A 22,683-nucleotide genomic window follows, 5' to 3' on the forward strand; every position below is an offset into this window, starting at 1 on the left:
GGTGCGCATCGACCGACTCGGCGAGCTGGGCAGCGCCCCGACGGTCCTCGCTGCGCTGGCCGCCGCGGCGTCGCGGCGCGGCCTCGCCCCACCGGCGGCACTGACCGGCGAGTGGTTCGGTTCGCGGGCGGTCATCGCCCCGTCGGTGACGCTGTCCGACGTCGCACCCGGCGAGGTGTTCGACGTTCCCGTCGGGGCGCGCGCGGACGGCGCGGTCGGCGGCGGGTGGTTCGGCTATCTGTCCTACCCCGACCCGGGAGCCGACGGGCAAGGACCGCGGCTCCCCGAGGCGGCCGGCGGCTGGTCGAACTGTGTGCTGCGGTGCGCCGCCGACGGCACCTGGTGGCATGAAAGCCTCTCCGGGGCACCGCTTTCCGGCTGGGTCGTCGAGGCGCTGCGGGAGCGGCCCTCCGCCCGGGACGCCACCATCGCCTGGGGTGACGCCGATCGCTCGGCGCACCAGCGCGGCGTGCGCGACTGCCTCGAGGCCATCGCCGCCGGCGAGGTCTACCAGGCGTGCGTCTGCACCCAGTTCACCGGCACGCTCGACGGCGCCCCTGTCGACTTCTTCGTCGAGGCGGTGACACGGACGGCGCCGGCCCGGGCGGCGTTCCTCGCCGGCGCCTGGGGCGCAGTGGCGTCGCTGTCCCCCGAGTTGTTCCTGCGCCGCCACGGAGAGGCCGTCACGTCGAGCCCGATCAAGGGCACCCTGCCCCGGCATGCGGATCCGGCCGCGCTGCGCGCGTCGGTCAAGGACGTCGCCGAGAACATCATGATCGTGGATCTGGTGCGCAACGACCTCGGCCGCGTCGCGCAGACGGGGTCGGTGACGGTGCCCGAACTGCTCGCGGTCCGTCCGGCCCCCGGGGTGTGGCACCTGGTGTCGACGGTGGCGGCGCGGGTGGCCACCGGCGTCCCCACCCGCGCGCTGCTGGAGGCGACGTTCCCGCCCGCGTCGGTGACCGGCACCCCCAAGCAGCGGGCGCGCGAGCTGCTCCGGCAGTGGGAGCCGCGCCGCCGCGGCGTGTACTGCGGCACCGTCGGTCTGGCGTCGCCCGCCGCCGGCTGCGAACTCAACGTCGCGATCCGCACCGTCGAGTTCACCCCGTCGGGCAGCGCGGTCCTCGGTGTCGGCGGCGGCATCACCGCGGACTCCGATCCGGTGCGCGAATGGGAGGAGTGCCTGCACAAGGCGGCCCCGATCCTCGCGTCGTCAGTCCCTGGCCCGCAGCACCGCGTCGTAGAGCTCCCGGCGTGACGGCGCACCGGGATGCGCCGCGACCACCTGGGCGCACGCGTCCTTGACCCGCAGCCCGTCGGCGACCAGCCGGTTCACCTCCGCCACCAGGCTGTCCGGGTCCGCGACCGGCGTCGCCCCCGCGAGCACCACGGTGATCTCCCCCAGCACCGGGCCGGTGGCCCACTCCGCCAGCTCCCCGAGTGTCCCGCGCACGATCTCCTCGTGCGTCTTGGTCAGCTCCCGGCACACCACCGCGCGACGGTCGGCTCGCAGCACCGTCACCGCGTCACGCAGACAGTCACCGAGCCGGCGCGGCGATTCGAAGAACACACACGTGCGGAGCTCGGCGGCCAGCGTCTGCAACCAGGTGGTGCGCGCCGACTGCTTGCGCGGCGCGAAGCCCTCGAAGCAGAACCTCTCCGACGGCAGCCCGGCGACGGCCAGCGCCGTCGTCACCGCCGACGGGCCCGGCAGGCACTGCACCGGCAGGCCCGCCTCCACGCACGCCGCGACCATCCGGTAGCCGGGGTCGCTGATCAGCGGCATCCCGGCGTCGCTGACCAGCAGCACCGTCGCCCCGCCGCGGATGTCGTCGAGCAGCGCCGGCACCCGTGACGCCTCGTTCTGGTCGAAGAGGCTGACGATCCTGCCGACCGGGCGCACCTCCAGGGCGTTGGCCAGCGTGCGCACCCGGCGGGTGTCCTCGGCGGCGATCACATCAGCGGTGGCCAGCGCCCGGATCAGGCGGGTCGACGCGTCCGACGGCTGACCCAGCGGCGTGGCGCCGATGAGCAGTCGTCCAGCGGCCATGCCCCACAGCCTACGATCGCAGGCGTGACCGCCCCGCCCGACGAGCTCGTCGTCGACCAGCGCGCGGTCCCCGTCATCTCTCCGGGGCCCCTGGTGCCGGTCGCCGACTTCGGCCCGCTCGACCGGTTACGCGGCTGGGCGATGACCGCCGTCATCACCGCGCTCGCCGCGGTGACCCGCTTCCTCAACCTCGGGTCGCCCACCGATGCGGGCACGCCGATCTTCGACGAGAAGCACTACGCGCCGCAGGCCTGGCAGATGCTGCACAACCACGGCGTCGAGGACAACCCGGGATATGGCCTGGTGGTGCACCCGCCGGTCGGGAAACAGATGATCGCGCTGGGCGAGGCGCTGTTCGGCTACAACGGCGTGGGCTGGCGCTTCACCGGCGCGCTCTGCGGCGTCGTGCTGGTGCTGCTCGTCGTGCGGATCACCCGTCGCATCAGCCGGTCCACGCTGGTCGGCGGGATCGCCGGGCTGCTGCTGATCGCCGACGGCGTCAGCTTCGTGATCGCGCGGACCGCGCTGCTGGACATCTTCCTCGTGTTCTTCGTGGTCGCGGCGTTCGGCTGCCTGATCGTCGACCGGGACCAGGTGCGGGAGCGCATGCACGTCGCGCTGCTGGACGGCCGGATCGCCGAGACGCCGTGGGGCCCGCGGCTGGGCGTGCGCTGGTGGCGCTTCGGGGCCGGCGTGCTGCTCGGGCTGGCCTGCGCCACCAAGTGGTCGGGCCTGTACTTCGTGCTGTTCTTCGGGGCGATGAGCGTCGCGTTCGACGTGGCGGCGCGCAAGCAGTACCGGGTGCCGCGGCCGTGGCTGGGCGCGGTGCGCCGCGACGTCGGGCCGTCGCTGTACGCGATGGTGCTGATTCCGTTCGGGGTGTACCTGGGCTCGTACACGATGTGGTTCGCCTCGGAGACCGGGGTGAACCGCTACGAGGTCGGCCGCTCGATCGGACCGGACAGCGTGCTGCCGATCCCCGATGCGCTGCGCTCGCTGTGGCACTACACCTACGCGGCGTACCGGTTCCACTCCGGGCTGACCAACGCGGACGGCAACCACCACCCGTGGGAGTCCAAGCCGTGGACGTGGCCGATGTCGTTGCGGCCGGTGCTGTATGCGATCGACAACCAGAACGTGCCCGGCTGCGGCGCGCAGTCCTGCGTCAAAGCGGTGATGCTGGTCGGCACCCCCGCGATGTGGTTCATCGCGGTGCCGGTGCTGGGCTGGGTGCTGTGGAAGGCCTTCGTCAAACGCGACTGGCGGTATGCGGTGCTGCTGGTCGGCTACAGCGCAGGCTTCCTGCCGTGGTTCGCCGACATCGACCGGCAGATGTACTTCTTCTACGCCGCGACGATGGCGCCGTTCCTGGTGATGATGATCGCGATGATCCTCGGCGACATCCTGCACGCCCCGAGACAGACCGCCGAACGCCGAACGCTCGGCCTGCTGGTGGTGAGTTGCTATGTGGCGCTGGTGATCACGAACTTCGCGTGGATGTATCCGATCCTGACCGGGCTGCCGATCTCGCAGAGCACGTGGAACATGCAGATCTGGCTACCGTCCTGGCGCTAGTCGGCTTGCCCGCGGAATAGCATTCCTGGTCGCTCCCACGCGAAAATCGCAGCCCGGAATGCGCTTCCGCGGCGGGGGGGTCAGAGCGGGTCGCGGGCGGCGGGGCACGACATGCAGCGTGGTCCGCCGCGGCCGGTGCCCAGTTCCGAGGCCGAGATCGCGAGCACCTCGATGCCCGAATCCTGCAGGCGCGCATTGGTTTCGGTGTTGCGCTCATAGGCCACCACCACACCCGGCGCGACAGCCAGCGTGTTGTTGCCGTCGTCCCACTGCTCACGCTCGGCGGTCACCGGGTCGAGGCCGGTGTCGATGACCCGCAGCTTGCCGATGCCCATCGCGTCGGCCGCGGCGTCGACGAACGGGGCGGCCCGGTCGATGCGGACCCCGCCCGCGGAACGGCGGATCGGGAACGCGGTCAGCGAGTCGACGATGTTGGGATACATCACCACCGCGTCGGTGTCGACCATCGTGCACACGGTGTCCAGATGCATCTGCGCGCGCTCCTGCGCGATCGGCACCGCCAGCACGGTGTGCGCGAGGCCGTCGTCGAAGAGGCTGCGCGCCAGCGCCTCCGCACCCGCCGGCGTCGTCCGCTCCCCCACGCCGACCGCGACCACGCCGGGCGCCAGCAGCAGCACGTCCCCGCCCTCGACGGGCGCCGACCGCGACTCGTACGCGCGGCGCACCCCGCGGAACCGGGGATGGTGGGCATAGATCAAGTCGGTCAGTGACGTCTCGCGCACCCGCGCATGCATGGCCAGCGACGTGATGGCCACTCGCGGCCCGATCCAGAACGACGAGTCGCGGGTGAACAGCAGGTTGGGCAGCGGGTCGATGACGAAGTCGCCGCCGTGGTGCATGCGCCGCACCAGCGACAGTTCGTGCTCGCCGAACGGCAACTCGTCGAACGTCATCCCGGCCATCAGCACGTGCGCGAGCGCGCCCGCATCCAGGGTGCGCAGATAAGTCGAGAGTTCCTGCGCCAGCGGTACACCCAGCCGTCGCGCGTCGACTGCGGCCGAGATCCCGTGCATGCGCGCGGCCCCGCTGTGGGCGAGCGCCTCGGTCAGCAGGTCACCGAGCAGCAGCACCTCGACTCCGCGGGAGCGCAGCAGCGCGGCGAACGCGTCGTGTTCCTCCTGCGCCCTGCTGACCCACGGCAGCCCGTCGAACAGCAGCGTGTCGTTGTTGCGCGGCGTCAATCTCTTCAGCTCGGCCCCCGGACGGTGCAGGATCACCGTCCGCAGCGTGCCGACCTCCGAGTTGCATCCCAGCGCCACGTCCGTCACATCTAGCACCGTAGCGCCAAAACCCACCTCAACTAGGGTTGAGGTCATGGACAGGGCGCACGAGCTCACTCCTGGCGAGATGTCGGTCCGCAGCGGCGTGGCGGTGTCGGCGCTGCACTTCTACGAGCGCGAGGGTCTCATCGCAAGCAGACGCACGAGCGGGAACCAGCGCCGGTACGCGCGTGAGACCCTGCGCCGCGTCGCGTTCATCCGGATGTCCCAGCGCCTGGGCATCCCGCTGTCCCGTATCCGCGACGCACTGGCGACGCTGCCCGACGATCGGATACCCACCAGCAAGGACTGGGCGCGGCTGTCGGCGGGCTGGCGCGAGGACCTCGACGAGCGCATCGTGCACCTCGAGAGGCTCCGCGACAATCTCACCGGGTGCATCGGGTGCGGGTGCCTCAGCCTGAAGACGTGCGCGCTGGCCAACCCGGACGACGTGCTCGCCCAGCACGGCCCCGGCGCCGCCCGCCTCTGACGTCATCGAACGTCTGTGCGATAGACTGCCCGCCATGGAGCAGGCGGTGCAGAGCTCTCTGTTCGACCAGGCGGACCGGCGGGAGCTGGGCGACGGCGCGTGGCTGGAAGTGCGGTCGGGCTGGTTGTCCCAGGACGGCGTGGCCGACGACACCCTGTTCGCCGAACTGCGCGACAGCATCCCGTGGCGCTCCGAGCGCCGGCAGATGTACGACCGGGTGCTCGACGTCCCCCGCCTGGTCAGCTTCCACCACCTGGTCGACGAGCCGCCCCCGCACCCGCGGCTCAAGCAGCTGCGTCGCCGCCTCAACGACGCCTACGCCGGCGAGCTGGGCGAGCCCTTCGTCACCGCAGGCCTGTGCCTGTACCGCGACGGTTCGGACAGTGTCGCCTGGCACGGCGACAACGTCGGCCGCAGCCGGACCGAGGACACCATGGTGGCGATCGTCGGGCTGGGCGCCACAAGGGTTTTCGCGTTGCGCCCGCGCGGCGGCGGCCCGTCGCTGAGGCTGCGGCACGGCCACGGCGACCTGCTGGTGATGGGCGGTTCATGCCAGCGCACCTGGGAGCACGCGATCCCCAAAACCACCCGGGCCGTCGGGCCGCGGATCAGCATCCAGTTCCGCCCGTACGACGTGCGCTAACCCTTGACGAGGTCGACGGCGCGGGTGACGAGATCGCGGGCGCGCCCGGTGTCGATGTGGGCGACGGGCCGGTCGGCCTGGACGAGCGGATTGGCGGTGACGATCACGATGAAGGTCCCGAAGTCGGCGACGTAGTTGTAGATCTCACCGGTGCGCGGGCCTTCGGCGGTGACCGTCTGCAGAACCCGGTGGGTGCCCACCGTGTGCACGCCCTCGATCTGCGGCGCCTCCACGACCTCGACGAGGCCCCGGACCCCGGCCCCGGTGAACGTCACCTTCGTGCATTCATCCGTCGGCGTGGACACGGGCACCCGCTCGGAGGTCTCGAGGGCGATCGCGACGTAGCGCACCCCGTCGCCCTCGGCGGTCAGCGCCGCCATGTTGCCCTTGACGTCGGCGGGCACGTTCTGCTGCTGAGCGGTCTCGCCGCACTCGGCGGGATCGAAAGTCACTCCGGGAGGCAACTTTTGGGGTCCGAGGAGTCTCGGATCGATGGCGGCCGGACCTGCGGTCTTCACCGCGTAGGGCGCCGAGAACTCCGTCGAGAGGTTCTTCACCCGGGTGATGTCGGCGTGCGAGAAGTCGTCCGATGGCTGGCTGCCGCAGGACGCCAGCAGCCCCGCGCAGAACAGGAGCACCCACCGCTTCGTGTTCGACATCGCCGCCAATGTACCCGCGCGCCGGCGGTCACCCGCGCACCGCCGACACCGTTTCGGTCAGCAGGTGCGAGGCGAAGTCCGGCCCGAGGGCGGGGTGGGGCGAGCCGGGATCGGTGACGAGCGCGACGACGCAGATGTAGTCACCCAGGTAGGCGATGAAGGTGTCGGCGTGCGAACGGGTTTCGGTACCGCCCTCGACCACCGTGGTGGCGTCGGTCCGCAGACCGACGGTCCGGGCCGCGTCGACGGCCGGGGCGGGCACCTCGCGCACGGTGGCCGTCGTCGGACCCGAGGACACCGTCCACCGCGCGCAGTCCGCTGGCGGCGCTCCCGGCCCGCCGGGAGCGGCGGCGACCACGGCATAGGCGATGCCGCCCGCCCCGGACGCCGACCATCCCCTGGCCGTCGCGGTGTCGGCGGCCGGCGAGGCCAGCGCCGCACACTGCGGCGGATCGGCGTCAGCGGGATCGCGCAGTCCCCACAGTGCGACGGGGGCGGGACGCCCGGTGTAGGCGCTCACCTCGTAGCCCTCCGGCAACGCTGCCCGGCTGCGGTCGACCCTGGCGGGGTTGACGGCGGTCACCGTCGGCGCGGCCGGGGTGGTCGTGGACGGCGGCGGGCCGGGTGAGCCGCAGGCCGTGCACCACACGGCCACCGCACCGAGGGCGAGGAGCCTCACGCGCTGTTGATATCACGATGGTGGGGCGGCTCGGCCGACCAACACTCAGGCGGCGTCGGCCGTGTCCGCCGCCGGTGCCGGGTCGCTGTGCCCGGCGTCGGCCGCCGTCCGCGGTTCGGTGGCGTCGGCCGTCTCGTCGTGCCGGGTGTCGGACTCCGTCGAGGCTGCCGGCACATCGTCGGACACCTCGGCACGGTGGGGCTTCTCAGTGTTCTCGTGTCGCGAAAGTCGTTGGTGCAGCTGGCGTTTGTGCTGCGGTGAGCTTTCGGTGTCCGACGTCTCGGACGCGGCCTCGGACGGCCCCTCGGCGGCGGGCAGGTCGGGACCCCCGACGCCGAACGGGCCGGGCGCGTCGGTGCCGAGGATGCGGCGTCCGCCGAAGCCCTCGACGAGGTTGTCCACGGCCACCGGGACCGACCGCAGCAGGTCGCGGGCGAGGCGGGCCACGTGGTGCACCGGCCACCACCGCGCGCGGACCGGAGTGCCGGGTCCGATGTCGCGGTCGTAGGCGTTCTCGATCAGGACCCGAAGGGGCGCGTCGACGGCACGCAGGATCGGTGCCGGAACGAACGGTGCCAGCGGTTCGAGCAGGGGCACGATGTCGGCGGTGATCATGTAGTAGGTGGTGTCACCCTCGCGGCCCTGATAGGTGGCGTCACCGAACGGCACGTCGACCGCCTCACCGTGCTGCAGCCCATAGCCCATCAGCGCGTTCAGCGTCGCGAGCAGATTGAGCGGACGCAGCGGGAAGTCGCCGCCCAGGGCGTCGTACTGCCGGACGACGTCCACGGTGGGGTACGCGTGCCGGCCGTCCCCCAGATCGGCGCTGTCGGTGGGCGAGGCGCCGTCGAAGGACACCCCCAGGATCGGGATGGTGGGCCAGCCCGCGAAGCGCTCGAGAATGCCGCCGTTGGGCCGCATCGGGTTGGCGATCAGCATCATGGACACGGCCGGATCGCCCGGCTGGTACACCGATATCAGGTCCCGCTTGGCCAGCGAGGCGATCACGGCGCTCTGCGAGTATCCGAACACCAGGACCGCATCATCGGGCCGCGGGGCCACCGACCCGACGTCGGGGTTGAACACGCAGTCCGGCGCCGCCGCGAGGCACCGGCTCAGATTGGCCCGCCCCGCCGCGACGGATCTGTCGAAGGTGAGCCGGCCGAGCGGGAAGAAGTCCTCGGGGCCGTACACGGCGAGCGCGTTCCTCACCGGGCCGCCGGCCGGGAACGCCGGGTTCAGATGACCGTCGACCGCATTGTCGAGGTAGGCCGCGACGAAGTCGGGCGAGTCCCGGGGTTCCATCAGCGGATGAAAGGTGCCGCCCATCACGAGCGCGGTCGTCGTGGCTGCCAGCGTCACCGCCGCGGACGCCAGTGTCGACCACACGGCCAGCACCGCGGCACCCGTCACCAGAACGAGCGCGGACAGCGAGCGAACGACGATGTTCATGGCCCGACCCCCAACCTTTGCGCCGGTGCTGCGGATCCTGCTCCTCGACGCGGCGGCGCGGGGCCTTTTGGGCAAACCGCGGCAAAAGCGGCTGCGGCGGCTATTATCTGCTGCGATCCGGCGAATAGGAGACGACATGACCATGGCCACACGGGCCGGCAGCATCGCCATCGCTGCCGTCGCGCTCGGAATCGGGTTGTCGGCCTGCGGGTCCGGCACGACGTCAGGTGAAGCGACGACGTCACCATCCGCGGCCGCGGAGACAAGTGCCGCACCTAGCTCGAGCGCCGCCCCGACCACGTCGGCTCAGGCCGCGGACTCGCTGACCACCATCCCGGACTACATCAGACAGAACAACATCGTCGAGAACCCCGTGAAGCGCGGCGATCCGGGGGCCCCCACGATCGATCTGCCCTTCCCGGAGGGCTGGGAAGACATGGGGGCCAACACCCCTGAATGGGCTTACGGCGGAATCGCGTTCACCGCCGACCCGGCGATGGCCGAGAAGCCGCCGACTGTCACCGCGATCGTTTCCAAGCTCACGGGCAACGTCGACCCGGCCAAGATCCTGGAGTACGCACCGAACGAACTCCGCAAGATGCCCGGTTTCGAGGGACCGGAGACGGGAAAGAGCAGCAAACTCAGCGGATTCGACGCGACTCAGATCGGTGGAACGTACGTCAAGGACGGCGTCACGCAGCTGGTGGCGCAGAAGACGGTGGTGATCCCCGGCCAGGACGCGCTCTACGTCCTGCAGCTGAACGCCGAGGGCACCGAGGAGCAGGCGGGTCCGTTGATGGACGCGACCGCCCAGATCGACGAGCAGACCACGATCACGCCGTGACCGCTCAGGCCCGCGAGATCGCCGACGCCTCGTCGATCTGCTCGGCGGTCGGGCGCACCCCGGTATAGCGCTCGAACTGTTCGGCGGCCTGCAGCGCGATCACCTGCGCACCGGTGATGACGTCCACCCCCGCGGCGCGCGCAGCGGCGATCAGCGGCGTCTCCGAGGGCAGTGCCACCACGTCGAAGACGGTGTGCGCGTGGCGAATTGTGGCGTCGTCGAACGCGACGTCGCGCTCCTCGGCGCCGCCGGCCATCCCGATCGGCGTGACGTTGACGACGATGTCGGCAGTGCGCGTGCACGGACCGCCGGTGTCGGGCAGGTACTCGTATCCCAGCCGCTGCGCCAGCGCGTGACCGGCCTGGGCGTTGCGGGCGAAGATGGTGCCGCCGGCGAAGCCACGGTCGGCGAAGGCCGCACCGACCGCGCTGGCCATGCCGCCGCTGCCCCGGATCAGCACCGACTGCTCCGACGAGAGCCCGTTGTCATCGATGAGCTGTTGCACGGCAAGGTAATCCGTATTCGACGCGGTCAGCCTGCCACCCGGCACCGAGAGGTCGTTGACGATCGTGTTCACCGACCGCAGCGTCCGCGCGGACGGCTCGACCTCGTCGACGAGGCTCAGCACGTCCTCCTTGAACGGCATCGACACCGAGCACCCGCGGATGCCGAGCGCACGCACACCGCCGATCGCGGCAACGATGTCGGTGGTGGTGAATGCCTTGTAGAGGAAGTCCAGACCGAGTACCTCGTAGAGGTGATTGTGGAACCGGGTGCCGATGTTGCTCGGCCGCCCGGCCAACGAGATACACACGCGGGTGTCCTTGTTGAGCGGCGGTCTGCGGTGCGCCTGTGTCATCCGACGGCCCGGATCACCTGTCGCGCGACATCGCGGATCTGTCGCACCAACTCCGAATCGAACGGTAGCTCCGAGGGTTTCGGGACGTCGATCTCGGTGGTGACGACGCCCAGATCGTCGCGAATCCAGCTCGCCCCGAAATGGTCGAGGATCGCACGCATCGGATGGTTGTCCGACAGCACCCGCGCGGTGAAGCGCTGCACGCCGTCGTCGTGGGCGGCCACCGAGATGGCCCGCATCAGGNCCCGCCCTCGGGGCCCACCGCGACCGCGGGACGGTCGGCCACCATCGCCCGCATCAGGAACGTGCCGATGCCGCGCCCCTGGTAGGCGTCACCCACGATGAACGCGATCTCGGCCTCCTCGGGATGGTTCGCGTCGCGCACGAACCGGGCGTCCGCCACCACGGGTCCGTCCACGCCGTCGGTCAGCACGAAGACGAAGTGATCCAGATAGTCGACCTCGAACAGATAGGCCATCAGCGACTTCGTCGGTGATCGGACGGACTGGAAGCGGCGGTAGAGGGTCTCGCTGGAGAACTCCACCGGACCCTCGGTGGTGCGTTCGCTGTCGCCCGGCAGCACAGGACGCAGGTACAGAACGCTGCCGTCGCGCATGATCACCGGGATGGGGGTGATGAACGCGGCGAGCCGCTGACGTGCGGTGCGCACCAGCTTGTCCATCATGCCCGGGATCTCGAGCATGGTGGCGAACGCTTCCCGGCCGCCGACCCAGCCGGTCAGGGGGACGGTGGCCACCACGGTGGCGGTACGCGGGGCGTCGCGCAGCAGGGCGATCTCACCGACGATGAGCCCCGGCGTGAGATCGACGACGGTGTCGTGACCGTCGGCGCCGACATGGCTGACCTCGGCGTGGCCGGACCCGATCAACAGGAAGCTGACCGCGAGCTCACCCTGCTGCATGAGCACCTGACCGGCGGCCGCCGACAACGGCCGCAGCTGTTCGGCCAGCGGCACCAGGGCTTCCACCTGGACACCGGCGAACACGTCGAGGGTGGCGAGATCATCGGCACGGACGGCGGTCACACCGGACACGTTTCGAGGCTACGGGCGCGCGCCGAGTCCCGGCAAGGAGATCTCGGTCGCGCTGTGACCACAGCCATATTGCTAGGGCACTAACTATTAGTGCACTATAGGTTCGTGACCGCTCCCGCCGATCTGGATCCCCTGGCCCTGGAACAGCAGGTCTGTTTCGCGCTGGCGGCCACCAACCGCGCGGTGCTGGCGATCTACCGGCCGCTGCTCGAGCCGCTGGGCCTGACCCACCCCCAGTATCTGGTGATGCTGGCGCTGTGGGATCACCGCAAGCAGCCCGGCGACGGCCGGGCACCCCTGTCGGTGAAGCAGATCGCCACCGCGCTGCAGATGGAATCGGCCACCCTCTCCCCGATGCTCAAACGCCTCGAGGCGCTCGGCCTGATCACCCGTACCCGCAGTGCCACCGACGAGCGCGCGACCGACGTCGAGCTCACCGACCGCGGCGTCGCACTACGCGAACGGGCCCTCGAGATCCCGCCCGCGGTCGTCGCACGCCTGGGCGTCGACCTCGACGAACTGCGCCAGCTGCGCGAAGCGCTGACCCGCGTCAACAGCGCCGCGCTCGCGGCCGGCGCCCTCCAGTCCTGAACCCACCCACAAGGAGCCGTCCATGTCCGCCGACAAGCCGAATCTCTGGCAGTACTTCACCTACATCTACGGGCGGCGCCTGCCCGCCTCGATGCAACGCTGGGTGGCCGAGGACCTCGCGGGCGAGGGCGCCGTGCGCCGGCACATGATCCGCTACTCGATTCCGCCGATCTTCGTGCTGGCGCCGTTCTGGCTCATCCCGGTCAACCTCTACATGCACCTGGAAATGACCGCACCCATCTACTTCTGGGCCGTCCTGATGGCGCTGGCCCTGAACAAGCCCTGGCGGCGGCATCGGCTCGCCGTGCACGGCCTGGACCCGAACCTGGTCGACGTGATCAAGCGCAAGAAGCAGGCGCAGATGCACGAGGATTATGCGCGCCGGTTCGGCGCTCGTCCGGAGTCCGCCGAGTGGCAGCAGAACAGCAGCCCGTTCTGAGTCGGATCAGCCGAGACCGGGGGTCGGGACCAGGACCTCGGTGATGTTGCCTTCTACGGAAACCTCGTTGGCCGGGTCATCGATGTTGATGTCGGAGTAGTCGGTGTGCCGCTTGCTCGCCTGTCCGTCGATGGAGCGCTCGTCGCCGGGGATGTAGTAGCAGAACCCGTCCCATTTGCGGCAGATGTCGACCACGCGGTACGGGGTGTCGGCCGGGATCCCGAATCCCTGGGCGGCCCGCCACCGGTTCTTGCCCTCCGGGTCGGTGTAGACGAAACCGGTGCCGCGGCGCTCCGGAGCGCCGGTGGTGACGAACCGCAGCTCGCTCGGCGGCGGCGCCGTCGGATCGAACGAGAACTGGCGCAGCCACCGGTAGATGACGTTGGCGCCCAGAGAGTGCCCGAACACGACCTTCGGTCCCGGGGTGTTCCGAATCCATTGATCCAGCCTCGTCACCCCGTCGTCCAGACTCGCCTGACCGATGGCAGGCCCGAGAAGCCCGACGTTCATGTAGTTGAGCGGCTCGCAGACGTTCGGGGGCGCGCACAACGAGCCGTGCAGTTGCTGCATGGTCCGCTCGGGCTTGTCGAGCGCGCCGGCGAGCACGGCGACCCGTGCGCCGGACGCCGCGCCGTCGTCGACGTCGGCCTGCGCAGCCGGGCACAGGATGCCCATCAGCATCGCCACGACGGTCGGGACGAGTAGCAGTCGTGCTCTCATCGCGTCACCTCATCCTCGAGAAGAACCCGCTCACTGCATCGCGCGCACAGACCGGAAGGTTACGTGCGCCGGGCCGGCGTACGCGACGCTCTCAGCGTGACCGACCAGGCCAGCAACGCCGTCGCGACACCGGCGGGGACGGCGACGAGCGCGCTGGGCAGGGCCACACCGACGAGCAGCAGCAATCCGAACGCGGCGCCTCCTGCCAGCAGCACCCTGCGGAACACCGTCCAGTGCACACTGACCGGCCACCCCAAGCGCACGCGCGTCGACAGCGCGATGCCGAGCAGCAGCGCGACGGTGTGTCCGGCGGCGGTGAATCCGCCGCCCAGCACGACGACCGCAGCGGCGACGGTCAGCCAGCCCGTGATCCATGCCGGGCGCCACCGGCCCGGGATCGCCGCCGTCAGGGTGCCCAGCACCGCGACGGCCCCGTAGCTCAGACCCACATCGTCGGCGTGACTGACCGTGATCGGCGCCCAGCCGACCTTGATCGCGAAGGCCAGGCCGGCAGCGACGATCAGCGTCGCCCCGACGTGTCCGAGCAGGAACACCTGGACCAGCCGTCGGCTCCGCCAGAGCAGCTCGGCCAGCGCGAGCAGACACACCAGCCCGGGCAGCAGCAGGTAGGTCTGTCCCTCGCCGGTGACGAAGGCACTCGCGAGCAGCGTGCCCAGCCGCCCCTCGGCCAGATTGTGCAGGTTCGTGCTCCACAGCGCGACGACGCGGTGCTGCGCTCCGGGACCCAGCGCCACCAGCAGCGACGCGATCGCGAACAGCGCCGCCGCGTAGGCGACGGTGATGCGCACACGCCACAGCGGGGCGAGGACATGGGAGACGACCATTGGTGTCCAGGGTACCCACGGCGCACTGGAGATCAGGTGGCCGAATCCGGCGCGGGTGGGACGTTCGGCCCTACGGTCGACGACGGGCAGACCCGACGCTGAGAGCACGGAGGAGGCGGGATGTCGGCTGAGGTCGCCGTGGACACGCCGGTGGGGCGCAGCATCGGAACGGGCGCCCTGCTCGCGGCTGTCACCTGGCTGGCCGTCGCGGTGGCACACGACCGACATCATCTCGGGTGGGAGGACGACCGGCTGGCATGGTCGGTGACCGTGCTGGCGGCGACGTTGTTCATCGCGCGCGGCATCTTCCTCGGCCGCCCGGTGACCGGCCGCCACGCCGCGCTCGCCGGTGCGGCGGTGCTCGCAGGGTCGGCGCTGCGCGTGCTGTTCTCTCCCGGCCTGGGCAACGTCGTCATCGCGGCGTCCGGGCTACTGCTGATGTGGCCCACCCGCTCGCGGCCGCAGCCCGAGGCCTTGCCCGAGGTCTGGCGGCTGGTCGACGCGACCCACGGTGATGCGCTGGCCCCGTTCGCGATGCACTCGCTCAAGAGCTACCACTTCAGCGACAGCAGGCGCGCGGCCATCGCCTACCGGACCCGGATGGGTTTCGCCGTGGCCAGCGGGGACCCCATCGGCGACGAGCGCGAGTTCAGTTCGGTCATAGCGGGTTTCGTCTCGATGTGCCGGATGCGCGGCTGGCGGATCGCAGTACTCGGGTGCAGCGAGCGGCGGTTGGCGCTGTGGGCGGCCGTCGGGCGCTCGATGCGGGCGGTCCCGTTCGGACGCGACGTCGTCATCAACGTGGCGAGCTTCAGCCTCGCCGGGCGTGCGCGCCGGAATCTGCGCCAGGCGGTGCAGCGCACCCACAACGCCGGCATCACCACGGAGGTGGTGGGCGAACAGGACCTCGACGACGTGCAGCGTGCCGAGTTGACCGATGTGCTCTACAGCTCGCACCGCCGAGCCCACGGCGAGCGCGGGTTCTCGATGATCCTCGACGGCGCCCTGGAAGGTCGCCATCCCGGCGTGCAGATCATCATCGGGCGCGACCGACAGGGTCGGGTGCAGGCGTTCGCGCGCTATGCGACGGCCGGCGGCGGCAACGACGTCTCGCTCGACGTGTCCTGGCGGGCACCGGACGCGCCCAACGGCATCGACGAACGCCTCAGTGTCGACATGATCAACTGGGCCAGAACCCATGGTGCGCGGCGTGTTTCGCTGGCCTTCGCCGCCTTCCCCGAGATCTTCGACAACCGGGACCGCGGACCGGTGCAGAGCCTGTTCTTCTGGCTGATCCATCTGGGCGACGGCCTCATCCGGCTCGAGTCGCTGTACCGCTACCTGAGGAAGTACCGGACCCTGGGTGGGCAGCGTTACGCGGTGCTGTCGATGCGCCATCTGCTGCCTGCGCTGACGGTGCTGCTGACGCTGGAATTCCTGCCCCGCCATCGCCGGCTCACGCCGAATGCGCCACCCGCCGATCGACAGAAAAGCCCCGGCCGATGGCCGAGGCTTTCCGGAAGTGGAGCTAAGGGGAATCGAACCCCTGACCTACTCGATGCGAACGAGTCGCGCTACCAACTGCGCCATAGCCCCTGATACCGGTAGCAGGCTACCAGCCCCGGGTCGGCCGCCGAAATCGCCTGGCGGCTACTGTCCCGCCGCTCGCGGCAGGTCGTAATGGCGCGCGAACCGGACGCGAGCGAGGTGCTCGAACTCGGGGTCCTCGTCGTCGATCTCGAGGACCGCAGCGCCGGGCCGGCGCAGCCGGGCCGGGACCACATCGAACTCGCGGTCGCCGGTGTTCTCGACGCCGAGGCGCGAACGCGCGAGCCGCTGTGCCCGTCGGCGGCGGACCTGCTCTTCGATGCGGGTCTGCCGGCGCAGGTACGCGAGGTAGAGCAGCGTGACGGCGGCGATGGCGCCGCAGGTCCACCACATCGTCGCCGACCAGGTGAACGCGGCCACGCCGCTGGCGAGGATCAGCACCGCCATCACCGCGAGCGTGCGCGCCCGGAAGCGGTACTTACGGGCCGTCACCGCGGCGGCGGTGGCCGACTCGCGACGCCGCCGGCGCGACTCCGTCGGGGAGTCCGCGACGCGCAGATCGGCGTCCGCCGGTGCCTCCTCGTCGGCGGGGTCGTCGTCGTAGGCGTAGTCATCGGCGTCACCGACGTCATCGTCGTCATCGGCCGAGGCGAGGTCCTCGGCGTCGTCGAGGTCGTCCTCGGTGTCGAAATCGAGTGTGGGCTGGCCGGATTCGGCGACCACGACCGGCTCGTCAGCGGCCTCTCCGGCGGCGGGCAGGGCGCCGGAATCCTCGACGACGTCCACGTCGAGGTAGTCGGGCTCGTCCGCGTCGCGGGTCTCGGCGGCCACCATCACCACCGAGCGACCCGGCTCCTCGTCGGCGAGATCGTCGCCGGCCTCGGAGGGCTGCCAGTCGGGATCGCTGCGGTGGCCCGCAGCCGGGCCGCCGCGACGGCGCAGGCGGGCCCCGGCGCCACTGTTGAGCACGCGGGTGGCCAATGCGACGTCGCTCGTGCGGCGCACCGCGTCGCGCTTGCTGATCAGCATCGGCACCAGCACGAACAGCCAGAGCACGACGAGGGAGATCCAGAGGAGAGATTGGGGGATGCTTGGCATGGCGCCTGCTCCTTTCCCCATCAGGCTAGGTCTGTTCGACCAGCGCATCCGTGAGCGGCGCGCCGTGACAATTACACACCTGTAATTCGCTGAGTACAAGCACCAAACGTCACACGTGTCACATCTGCAACAGCGCCCGCCGCAAAGCGGCGATCAGGCCCACGACGCGTGGCCCGCACGCACCAGCGCGGAGGTCACCGACCCGTTGATCTCCTCGATCGTCAGCGCCACCAGCAAGTGATCGCGCCACGCACCGTCGACGTCGAGGTAGCGCTTCAACAGCCCCTCCTCGCGGAAACCGGCCTTTGCCAGCACCGCGCGGCTGGGTGCGTTCTCCGGGCGCACGGTCGCTTCGACACGATGCAGCATCACCGGACCGAAGCAGTGGTCCAGGCCGAGCGCCAGTGCCGCGGTGGCGATACCGCCGCCGATCAACTCACTGGCCACCCAGTAGCCGATCCACGCCGATCGCAGCGCGCCGTGGGTCACGTTGCCGATCGTGAGTTGACCGGCGAACTGCCCGTCGACCTCGATGACGTACGGCAGCATGCGGCCCTTGCGGGCCTCGGCACGCAGCCCCGAGCACACCGACGGCCACGACGAAACCGCATGGCGCAGCTGCCAATCCAGATCCGTCGACGGTTCCCAGGGTTCGAGGTGATTCCGGTCGGCCAGCCGGATCCGGCTCCACTGCGCGGCGTCGCGCAGCCGGACGGGACGTAACCGGACCACTCCGGCGGCCACCCGCAGGGGGCCGACCGGTTGCGGCCAGCCCGGGTGCTGGGAACGGGAACCCAGGAGATTCATCACGGTGCGCCGGCTCGCGCTCAGCCGCGCTGCGCCAGGAACGCGACGTCGACGACCTCGCCGGTGCGGATCTGTTCGGCGTCACCGGGTACGACGACCAGGCAGTTTGCCTCGGCGAGCGTCGCCAGCAGGTGCGACGACGCGCCGGGCGCACCACCGAGCGCCTGCACCAGGTACTCGCCGGTGTCCTGATCGCGCATCAGCTGCCCCCGCAGATAGCCCTTGCGGCCCACCACCGAGGTGATCGGCGAGAGCGCGCGCGCCTGCACGATGCGCCGCATGGGCTGCCGCTTACCGAGGGACAGGCGCAGCAGCGGACGCACCATCACCTCGAACACCACCAGCGCGCTGACCGGATTGGCCGGCAGCAGGAACACCGGAACCCCGTCGGGGCCGAGCTGACCGAAGCCCTGCACCGAACCGGGGTGCATGGCGATGCGGGTCACCTCCATATCGCCCAGCTGCGACAGCACCGCGCGCACCCCCTCGGCGGCCGCTCCCCCGACCGCGCCGGCGATGACGACCGCCTCCGCCCGGCTGAGTTGCCCCTCGACGACCTCGCGCAGCTGTGCCGGATCGGTGGGCACGATGCCGACGCGGTTGACCTCGGCGCCCGCATCGCGCCCGGCGGCGGCCAGCGCGTAGGAGTTCACGTCGTAGACCTGCCCGTTGCCGGGCGTGCGGGAGATGTCGACCAGCTCGCCACCCACGCACATCACCGACAGCCGCGGGCGCGGGTGGACAAGCACCCGCTCACGACCCACCGCGGCGAGCAGACCGACCTGTGCCGGCCCGATGATGGCGCCGGCCCGCACGGCGACGTCACCTGGCTGTACGTCGTCGCCGGTGCGCCGCACGTAGGCACCCGACCGAACCCCGCGCAGCACGCGCACCCGGGATTCCCCGCCGTCGGTCCACCGCAGCGGCAGCACGGCGTCGGCCAGCGTCGGCATCGGCGCGCCCGTCTGCACGCGCGCCGCCTGCCGGGGCTGCAGCCGGCTCGGGGTCCGCGAGCCGGCCTCGATCAGGCCCATCACGGGCAGGCTGATGTCCCGGTTCTCGGGCTCCTCGCCGTCCTCGCCGTCGCCACCGTTGATGCCCAGGACGTCGACGCTGCGCACCGCGTAGCCGTCGATCGCGGCCTGGTCGAAGCCGGGAAGCGGTCGCTCGGTGACCACTTCCTCGGCGCACATTAAACCCTGGGCCTCGGCGATCGCCACCCGCACCGGCCGCGGAGCCACCGCGGCCGCGGCGACCCGAGCCTGCTGCTCCTCCACCGAACGCACAGCACGCCTTTCTTCTGTTGAGCGCCTACGCGCTCCGCAGAAGACGCGCGTGATCGGTGGCCGCTAGTGCTCGGTCTTGTCCGGACCGAGCCCCAGCCGCTCGACCAACCAGCGGCGTAATTCGGGCCCGTAGTCGTCTCGCTCCAAGGCAAAGTCAACCGCAGCCTTCAGGTAGCCTCCGGGATTTCCCAGATCGTGTCGAGATCCACGGTGGACCACCACGTGCACGGGATGGCCCTCTTCGATCAGAAGGGCGATCGCGTCGGTCAGCTGGATCTCGCCGCCCGCACCGCGCTGCGTCCGTCGCAACGCATCGAAGATGGCCCGGTCGAGCACATACCGTCCGGCCGCGGCGTACGGCGACGGCGCGTCCTCTGCCTTGGGCTTTTCCACCATGCCCTTGACGCGCAACACGTTGGGGTTGGCGGCGTCGGGCACGGTCTCGACGTCGAACACGCCGTAGGCGCTGATGTCCTCGCTGTCGACCTCGATCGCGCACAGCACCGAACCGCCGCGCTTGGCGCGCACCTTCGACATGATCTCCAGCACGCCGGTGGGCAGGACCAGATCGTCGGGCAGCAGCACCGCGATCGCGTCCTCGTCGGGAGCGAGGCTGGGCTCCACGCAGCTGATCGCGTGCCCCAGGCCGAGGGGCTCGGCCTGTACCACCGATTCGACCTTGATCAACTCGGGAGCCCGACGCACCTTCTCCAGCATCGTCTGCTTGCCGCGGGCCTCGAGGGTGCCCTCGAGCACGAGGTCCTCGACGAAGTGGGCGACGACGCCGTCCTTGCCTTCGGAGGTGATGATGATCAAGCGTTCGGCGCCGGCCTCCGCGGCCTCGGCGGCCACCAGTTCGATCCCGGGCGTGTCGACGACCGGCAGCAGCTCCTTGGGCACCGTCTTGGTGGCAGGCAGGAAACGGGTTCCCAGCCCCGCGGCGGGAACCACCGCGGTGTGCGGAATGGGAACTTCAGGCCGATTCATCGTTCACACACTAACCTCTCGGGGTCGGTTGTTCTCTCCTTACCCGGCACGCGGAAGGCTACGCGGTGCAAGAGACGAAATCACAGGTACGTGCCAGAATCCTGGCCGCACGCAGGGTGTCGACGCCGGCGTCGCGCGCCGCCGAGGCGGCGGCGCTGACGCGCCATCTGCTGGCGTGGATCCCGCGCGGCGCGACGGTGTGCGCCTTCGTCCCCATCGGCACCGAACCGGGATCGGCCGATCTGCTCGACGAGTTGCTGCGGCGTGACGCGGTCGTGCTGCTCCCGGTCGCCCGCGAGGACCCGGTCGAGGGGCCACGGCCGTTGCGGTGGGGGCGCTACCGGCCCGGCACGCTGGTGGCGGCGCCGTTCGGGCTGCGGGAACCGCCACCCCCACATCTGCCGCCCGAGGCGGTGGCCGACGCGGCCGCGGTGCTGGTGCCCGCCCTCGCGGTGGACCGTCGCGGTGCCCGGCTGGGGCGCGGCGCCGGCTTCTACGACCGCACGCTGCGGCTGGCGGGTCCTGCCGCCGCGCTCATCGCGGTCGTGCGCGACGAGGAGTTCGTCGACCGGCTGCCCGCGGACCCGCACGATGTCCCGATGACGCACGCCGTCACGCCGGACCGCGGGGTGGTCGAGCTCGAAGCGCGAGGGGAATGACCGGTGCCCGCTGGCGGTTCTAGCACTTGAGTCGGTAGAGTGCTAAGAAGTTTGACGACCTCGGAGGTTTCTGTGCCCACCTATTCGTATGCGTGCACCGAGTGCGACAACAAGTTCGACGTGGTGCAGGCCTTCACCGATGACTCGCTGACCGAGTGCCCGCAGTGCAACGGCCGCTTGCGCAAGGTGTTCGGCAAGGTCGGCGTCGTCTTCAAGGGCAGCGGCTTCTACCGCACCGACAGCCGCGAGTCCGGCAAGAGTTCGAGCACGTCCGCGAGTTCGAACGGCACGTCCACCACCAAGACAGAGTCGTCCTCCTCTTCGTCGTCCTCCTCGTCGGACAGCTCGAGCTCGTCCAGTTCGTCGAGCACCTCCTCGACACCGGCCGCCGCCGCCTCCAGCTGACGCCGTTATCCACAGGCGGCGAAGAACGCTGCTGACCGCGACGCGGCTCCGGTCCTAGCGTGGCCGCGTGGCCACCTCGCTGAATCCCACGCCGCTGCACCGGCTGGCCCGTGCCCTGCGGCCCGATTGGTCGCGCACGGTGGCCGCCCGCCGCGTCCTCGCCGGCGCGCTCGTTCTCCTCGCGGCCGCAGCAGCGTGGCGTGACGATCCGCGGGCCGATCGGGTCGAGGTGGTGGTCGCCGATCGGGATCTCTCACCGGGTGCCGAGCTGACCGCCGCCGACGTCCGACTCGAAACCCTCTCGGCGGCAACCATTCCCGACGGTGCCCAGCGCAACCTCGACGCGGTCGTCGGGAGCACTCTGGCCGGCCCCGCCCGCCGGGGCGAGACACTGACCGACGTCCGCCTACTCGGCCCGCGGCTGGCGGAATCGGCCGCCGGCCCGGATGCGCGCATCGTCGCGCTCCCGCTTGCCGATGCCGCGCTGCTCGATCTCCTCCGACCCGGCGACATCGTGGATGTGGTCTCCGCGCCCACCTCGGCCGACGCCGAGTCTCAGGCGCGGGTGATGGCGACCGACGCCGTCGTGGTGCTGGTGTCGGCGAAGGCCACCGGGATCGGCGCGCCGGGCGGCAATCGCGTTGTGCTGGTGGCCCTACCGGCCGCGGCCGCCAAGACGGTGGCCGGCGCCGCCCTGGTCCAAGCCGTCACTCTGACGCTGCACTGAGCGCGCTCATTTGACCGTGAGGTAGATGACGTTGCCGGTCCGGGTCAGGTGTTGATCGTCGAAGTTGGCGTCCCACACCCTCTTCCAGATATCGGGGCCCGTCGTCAGGTTGACCACCGTCGCCTCGTCGAGCGGAGCGCTCGACTGCCGCGTCACCACGACGCGGTTCCCCTCGGCTTCGAGCTGACTGATCGTGTCCTCGGCGCTGACGGCCGTCGGTGCGGCCAGGGCGGGGGCGGCCAGTCCGAGTGTGGCTGCGGTCAGCGCGGCCGCCGCGGCGGCGGTGAAGGTGTAGTTCGTCATGTTGCTGCCCCTGCTCTCCGGTCCCGATGTTCACTTCTTCGTTCGTTCTGACCGGTTAAACCCGCAGGTCAAGCCAATAATTCCGGTGGCAGAATCTGAGCGGCGGCTGGCAGAAACGGCTAACGTAGCTCCCAGACAGCAGGGACACTTCGACTGAGAGGACCTTTCGATGCTGAAGGGTTTTAAGGACTTTCTCGCCCGCGGCAACGTGATCGACCTAGCGGTCGCGGTGGTCATCGGCACCGCGTTCACGGCCCTGGTGACCGCCTTCACCAAGAGCGTCATCCAGCCCCTCATCGACCGCATCGGCGCCAGCCCCGACAAGGAGTACGGGCTTCTCAAGATCCCGCTCGGCGGAAACCAATTCGTGGACTTCAACGCGGTGCTCTCGGCGGCCATCAACTTCGTCATCGTCGCGGCGGTCGTCTACTTCGTGATCGTGCTGCCCTACAAGAAGCTGCGGGAACGCGGAGAGGTGGAGCAGGCGCAGGACACCGAGCTGGCCATTCTCACCGAGATCCGTGATCTGCTGCGCGAGACCAACGGCGATTCATCGGGCAAGCATGTCAGCGGTCCGGGAACCGGCCCCAGCCCGGATACCGCGGCGCACACCAGCGCCGACCGTGAGTGACGGTCAGCCCAGCGCAACAAGAAGGCCCCCGGCTCTCGCCGGGGGCCTTCTC

General features: G+C 70.4%; 24 protein-coding genes, 1 tRNA gene and 3 pseudogenes. 12 read left to right on the forward strand and 16 right to left on the reverse strand.

The features are described 5' to 3' along the window. The first annotated feature begins 1 nt into the window (after position 1). Positions 2 to 1,258: an aminodeoxychorismate synthase component I gene (locus MCHUDSM44219_RS19600; RefSeq protein ID WP_048419904.1), complete on the forward strand. Its 1,257-nt coding sequence runs from the start codon at positions 2 to 4 to the stop codon at positions 1,256 to 1,258. Here the strand turns inward: MCHUDSM44219_RS19600 and rsmI are convergent. Next, positions 1,214 to 2,050, reverse strand: coding sequence for a 16S rRNA (cytidine(1402)-2'-O)-methyltransferase (gene rsmI, locus MCHUDSM44219_RS19605; RefSeq protein ID WP_048419905.1), 837 nt, complete (start codon positions 2,048 to 2,050; stop codon positions 1,214 to 1,216). The two genes, MCHUDSM44219_RS19600 and rsmI, sit on opposite strands and share 45 nt — an antisense overlap. Before the next feature lie 24 nt (positions 2,051 to 2,074). Between rsmI and MCHUDSM44219_RS19610 the strand changes: the two genes are divergently transcribed. Then, on the forward strand, positions 2,075 to 3,625 hold the full coding sequence (locus tag MCHUDSM44219_RS19610) for a dolichyl-phosphate-mannose--protein mannosyltransferase (protein ID WP_048419906.1): 1,551 nt from the start codon (positions 2,075 to 2,077) through the stop codon (positions 3,623 to 3,625). An 80-nt stretch (positions 3,626 to 3,705) separates the two neighbouring features. On the opposite strand, the gene arcA is transcribed toward MCHUDSM44219_RS19610, so the two are convergent. After that, a complete protein-coding gene (gene arcA / locus MCHUDSM44219_RS19615) occupies positions 3,706 to 4,914 on the reverse strand; it encodes an arginine deiminase (RefSeq protein WP_048419907.1) in 1,209 nt (402 codons plus the stop codon). Positions 4,915 to 4,960: 46 nt separating this feature from the next. Between arcA and soxR the strand changes: the two genes are divergently transcribed. Together soxR and MCHUDSM44219_RS19625 are read left to right on the forward strand one after the other, a co-directional pair. Then, complete coding sequence (gene soxR, locus MCHUDSM44219_RS19620; RefSeq protein ID WP_048419908.1) at positions 4,961 to 5,395, forward strand: redox-sensitive transcriptional activator SoxR; 435 nt, start codon at positions 4,961 to 4,963, stop codon at positions 5,393 to 5,395. A 34-nt stretch (positions 5,396 to 5,429) separates the two neighbouring features. Then, the gene (locus MCHUDSM44219_RS19625) at positions 5,430 to 6,038 is read left to right on the forward strand and encodes an alpha-ketoglutarate-dependent dioxygenase AlkB (RefSeq protein ID WP_048419909.1); all 609 of its coding nucleotides are present in this window, start codon (positions 5,430 to 5,432) and stop codon (positions 6,036 to 6,038) included. On the opposite strand, the gene MCHUDSM44219_RS19630 is transcribed toward MCHUDSM44219_RS19625, so the two are convergent. From MCHUDSM44219_RS19630 to MCHUDSM44219_RS19640, 3 genes are read right to left on the reverse strand one after another with little or no spacing between them, the layout of a single operon-like run. Next, a complete protein-coding gene (locus tag MCHUDSM44219_RS19630) occupies positions 6,035 to 6,697 on the reverse strand; it encodes a DUF5642 family protein (RefSeq protein ID WP_048419910.1) in 663 nt (220 codons plus the stop codon). The genes MCHUDSM44219_RS19625 and MCHUDSM44219_RS19630 overlap by 4 nt on opposite strands. A gap of 28 nt (positions 6,698 to 6,725) precedes the next feature. Beyond that, on the reverse strand, positions 6,726 to 7,376 hold the full coding sequence (locus MCHUDSM44219_RS19635) for a DUF5642 family protein (protein ID WP_048419911.1): 651 nt from the start codon (positions 7,374 to 7,376) through the stop codon (positions 6,726 to 6,728). Between the two features lie 45 nt (positions 7,377 to 7,421). Then, positions 7,422 to 8,828 (reverse strand): PE-PPE domain-containing protein, encoded by a 1,407-nt coding sequence (locus MCHUDSM44219_RS19640; protein ID WP_053081303.1) that lies wholly within the window; start codon positions 8,826 to 8,828, stop codon positions 7,422 to 7,424. 136 nt (positions 8,829 to 8,964) lie between these two features. On the opposite strand from MCHUDSM44219_RS19640, the gene lpqN reads away from it, so the two are divergent. After that, entirely contained in the window at positions 8,965 to 9,672 is a 708-nt protein-coding gene (lpqN, locus tag MCHUDSM44219_RS19645) for an envelope biogenesis lipoprotein LpqN (protein WP_048419912.1), read from the forward strand. 4 nt (positions 9,673 to 9,676) lie between these two features. On the opposite strand, the gene MCHUDSM44219_RS19650 is transcribed toward lpqN, so the two are convergent. The 3 genes and pseudogenes from MCHUDSM44219_RS19650 to MCHUDSM44219_RS19655 all read right to left on the reverse strand — a co-directional run. Next, on the reverse strand, positions 9,677 to 10,531 hold the full coding sequence (locus MCHUDSM44219_RS19650) for a shikimate 5-dehydrogenase (RefSeq protein ID WP_048419913.1): 855 nt from the start codon (positions 10,529 to 10,531) through the stop codon (positions 9,677 to 9,679). Further along, positions 10,528 to 10,774 (reverse strand): annotated as a pseudogene (locus tag MCHUDSM44219_RS31230) (GNAT family N-acetyltransferase); the annotation flags it as partial. The pseudogene MCHUDSM44219_RS31230 and the gene MCHUDSM44219_RS19650, both read right to left, overlap by 4 nt. A gap of 1 nt (position 10,775) precedes the next feature. Beyond that, positions 10,776 to 11,585: pseudogene (locus MCHUDSM44219_RS19655) on the reverse strand (GNAT family N-acetyltransferase); the annotation flags it as partial. A gap of 105 nt (positions 11,586 to 11,690) precedes the next feature. Here MCHUDSM44219_RS19655 and MCHUDSM44219_RS19660 point away from each other — a divergent pair. Continuing rightward, the gene (locus MCHUDSM44219_RS19660) at positions 11,691 to 12,176 is read left to right on the forward strand and encodes a MarR family winged helix-turn-helix transcriptional regulator (RefSeq protein ID WP_048420017.1); all 486 of its coding nucleotides are present in this window, start codon (positions 11,691 to 11,693) and stop codon (positions 12,174 to 12,176) included. A gap of 22 nt (positions 12,177 to 12,198) precedes the next feature. Then, a complete protein-coding gene (locus MCHUDSM44219_RS19665) occupies positions 12,199 to 12,615 on the forward strand; it encodes a DUF5313 domain-containing protein (protein WP_048419914.1) in 417 nt (138 codons plus the stop codon). Positions 12,616 to 12,621: 6 nt separating this feature from the next. Here the strand turns inward: MCHUDSM44219_RS19665 and MCHUDSM44219_RS19670 are convergent, their stop codons facing one another. Continuing rightward, a complete protein-coding gene (locus tag MCHUDSM44219_RS19670; RefSeq protein ID WP_082162286.1) occupies positions 12,622 to 13,335 on the reverse strand; it encodes a PE-PPE domain-containing protein in 714 nt (237 codons plus the stop codon). A 59-nt stretch (positions 13,336 to 13,394) separates the two neighbouring features. Then, positions 13,395 to 14,180: a rhomboid-like protein gene (locus MCHUDSM44219_RS19675; protein ID WP_048419916.1), complete on the reverse strand. Its 786-nt coding sequence runs from the start codon at positions 14,178 to 14,180 to the stop codon at positions 13,395 to 13,397. A gap of 120 nt (positions 14,181 to 14,300) precedes the next feature. Here MCHUDSM44219_RS19675 and MCHUDSM44219_RS19680 point away from each other — a divergent pair. Then, a pseudogene (locus MCHUDSM44219_RS19680) lies at positions 14,301 to 15,638 on the forward strand (bifunctional lysylphosphatidylglycerol flippase/synthetase MprF); the annotation flags it as partial. A 65-nt stretch (positions 15,639 to 15,703) separates the two neighbouring features. Here the strand turns inward: MCHUDSM44219_RS19680 and MCHUDSM44219_RS19685 are convergent. The 5 genes from MCHUDSM44219_RS19685 to MCHUDSM44219_RS19705 form a co-directional block, all read right to left on the reverse strand. Then, positions 15,704 to 15,776 (reverse strand) — tRNA-Ala (locus MCHUDSM44219_RS19685). Between the two features lie 54 nt (positions 15,777 to 15,830). Further along, positions 15,831 to 16,826 carry a divisome protein SepX/GlpR gene (gene sepX, locus MCHUDSM44219_RS19690; protein ID WP_048419917.1) on the reverse strand — a complete coding sequence of 332 codons (996 nt, stop codon included), beginning with the start codon at positions 16,824 to 16,826 and terminating at the stop codon, positions 15,831 to 15,833. Positions 16,827 to 16,979: 153 nt separating this feature from the next. Next, positions 16,980 to 17,633 (reverse strand): GNAT family N-acetyltransferase, encoded by a 654-nt coding sequence (locus MCHUDSM44219_RS19695; protein ID WP_048420019.1) that lies wholly within the window; start codon positions 17,631 to 17,633, stop codon positions 16,980 to 16,982. Between the two features lie 20 nt (positions 17,634 to 17,653). Further along, the gene (glp, locus tag MCHUDSM44219_RS19700; RefSeq protein ID WP_048419918.1) at positions 17,654 to 18,919 is read right to left on the reverse strand and encodes a molybdotransferase-like divisome protein Glp; all 1,266 of its coding nucleotides are present in this window, start codon (positions 18,917 to 18,919) and stop codon (positions 17,654 to 17,656) included. 63 nt (positions 18,920 to 18,982) lie between these two features. After that, a complete protein-coding gene (locus tag MCHUDSM44219_RS19705) occupies positions 18,983 to 19,906 on the reverse strand; it encodes a UTP--glucose-1-phosphate uridylyltransferase (protein ID WP_048419919.1) in 924 nt (307 codons plus the stop codon). Positions 19,907 to 19,971: 65 nt separating this feature from the next. Between MCHUDSM44219_RS19705 and MCHUDSM44219_RS19710 the strand changes: the two genes are divergently transcribed. The 3 genes from MCHUDSM44219_RS19710 to MCHUDSM44219_RS19720 all read left to right on the forward strand — a co-directional run bounded on the left by MCHUDSM44219_RS19710 (position 19,972) and on the right by MCHUDSM44219_RS19720 (position 21,697). Next, positions 19,972 to 20,565, forward strand: a complete 594-nt coding sequence (locus tag MCHUDSM44219_RS19710) for a 5-formyltetrahydrofolate cyclo-ligase (protein WP_048419920.1) — start codon at positions 19,972 to 19,974, stop codon at positions 20,563 to 20,565. A 72-nt stretch (positions 20,566 to 20,637) separates the two neighbouring features. Beyond that, positions 20,638 to 20,970 carry an FmdB family zinc ribbon protein gene (locus tag MCHUDSM44219_RS19715; RefSeq protein ID WP_048419921.1) on the forward strand — a complete coding sequence of 111 codons (333 nt, stop codon included), beginning with the start codon at positions 20,638 to 20,640 and terminating at the stop codon, positions 20,968 to 20,970. Positions 20,971 to 21,037: 67 nt separating this feature from the next. Further along, entirely contained in the window at positions 21,038 to 21,697 is a 660-nt protein-coding gene (locus MCHUDSM44219_RS19720; RefSeq protein ID WP_048419922.1) for an SAF domain-containing protein, read from the forward strand. Positions 21,698 to 21,703: 6 nt separating this feature from the next. Here MCHUDSM44219_RS19720 and MCHUDSM44219_RS19725 read toward each other — a convergent pair whose 3' ends face one another. Next, positions 21,704 to 22,000: a hypothetical protein gene (locus tag MCHUDSM44219_RS19725; protein ID WP_048419923.1), complete on the reverse strand. Its 297-nt coding sequence runs from the start codon at positions 21,998 to 22,000 to the stop codon at positions 21,704 to 21,706. Between the two features lie 169 nt (positions 22,001 to 22,169). Here MCHUDSM44219_RS19725 and mscL point away from each other — a divergent pair, with 169 nt between their 5' ends. Further along, positions 22,170 to 22,631, forward strand: a complete 462-nt coding sequence (gene mscL / locus MCHUDSM44219_RS19730) for a large-conductance mechanosensitive channel protein MscL (protein ID WP_048419924.1) — start codon at positions 22,170 to 22,172, stop codon at positions 22,629 to 22,631. The last annotated feature ends 52 nt before the right edge of the window (positions 22,632 to 22,683 follow it).

The organism is Mycolicibacterium chubuense (assembly GCF_001044255.1).
GTDB lineage: Bacteria > Actinomycetota > Actinomycetes > Mycobacteriales > Mycobacteriaceae > Mycobacterium > Mycobacterium chubuense.

Excerpts from the sequence above, each read along its gene's own strand:
- rsmI (WP_048419905.1), bottom strand. The coding sequence starts at position 2,050 with ATGGCCGCTGGACGACTGCTCATCGGCGCCACGCCGCTGGGTCAGCCG.
- soxR (WP_048419908.1), top strand. The coding sequence starts at position 4,961 with ATGGACAGGGCGCACGAGCTCACTCCTGGCGAGATGTCGGTCCGCAGC.
- MCHUDSM44219_RS19625 (WP_048419909.1), top strand. The coding sequence starts at position 5,430 with ATGGAGCAGGCGGTGCAGAGCTCTCTGTTCGACCAGGCGGACCGGCGG.
- MCHUDSM44219_RS19630 (WP_048419910.1), bottom strand. The coding sequence starts at position 6,697 with ATGTCGAACACGAAGCGGTGGGTGCTCCTGTTCTGCGCGGGGCTGCTG.
- MCHUDSM44219_RS19640 (WP_053081303.1), bottom strand. The coding sequence starts at position 8,828 with ATGAACATCGTCGTTCGCTCGCTGTCCGCGCTCGTTCTGGTGACGGGT.
- lpqN (WP_048419912.1), top strand. The coding sequence starts at position 8,965 with ATGACCATGGCCACACGGGCCGGCAGCATCGCCATCGCTGCCGTCGCG.
- MCHUDSM44219_RS19650 (WP_048419913.1), bottom strand. The coding sequence starts at position 10,531 with ATGACACAGGCGCACCGCAGACCGCCGCTCAACAAGGACACCCGCGTG.
- MCHUDSM44219_RS19665 (WP_048419914.1), top strand. The coding sequence starts at position 12,199 with ATGTCCGCCGACAAGCCGAATCTCTGGCAGTACTTCACCTACATCTAC.
- MCHUDSM44219_RS19670 (WP_082162286.1), bottom strand. The coding sequence starts at position 13,335 with ATGAGAGCACGACTGCTACTCGTCCCGACCGTCGTGGCGATGCTGATG.
- MCHUDSM44219_RS19675 (WP_048419916.1), bottom strand. The coding sequence starts at position 14,180 with ATGGTCGTCTCCCATGTCCTCGCCCCGCTGTGGCGTGTGCGCATCACC.
- sepX (WP_048419917.1), bottom strand. The coding sequence starts at position 16,826 with ATGCCAAGCATCCCCCAATCTCTCCTCTGGATCTCCCTCGTCGTGCTC.
- MCHUDSM44219_RS19695 (WP_048420019.1), bottom strand. The coding sequence starts at position 17,633 with ATGAATCTCCTGGGTTCCCGTTCCCAGCACCCGGGCTGGCCGCAACCG.
- MCHUDSM44219_RS19705 (WP_048419919.1), bottom strand. The coding sequence starts at position 19,906 with ATGAATCGGCCTGAAGTTCCCATTCCGCACACCGCGGTGGTTCCCGCC.
- MCHUDSM44219_RS19725 (WP_048419923.1), bottom strand. The coding sequence starts at position 22,000 with ATGACGAACTACACCTTCACCGCCGCCGCGGCGGCCGCGCTGACCGCA.
- mscL (WP_048419924.1), top strand. The coding sequence starts at position 22,170 with ATGCTGAAGGGTTTTAAGGACTTTCTCGCCCGCGGCAACGTGATCGAC.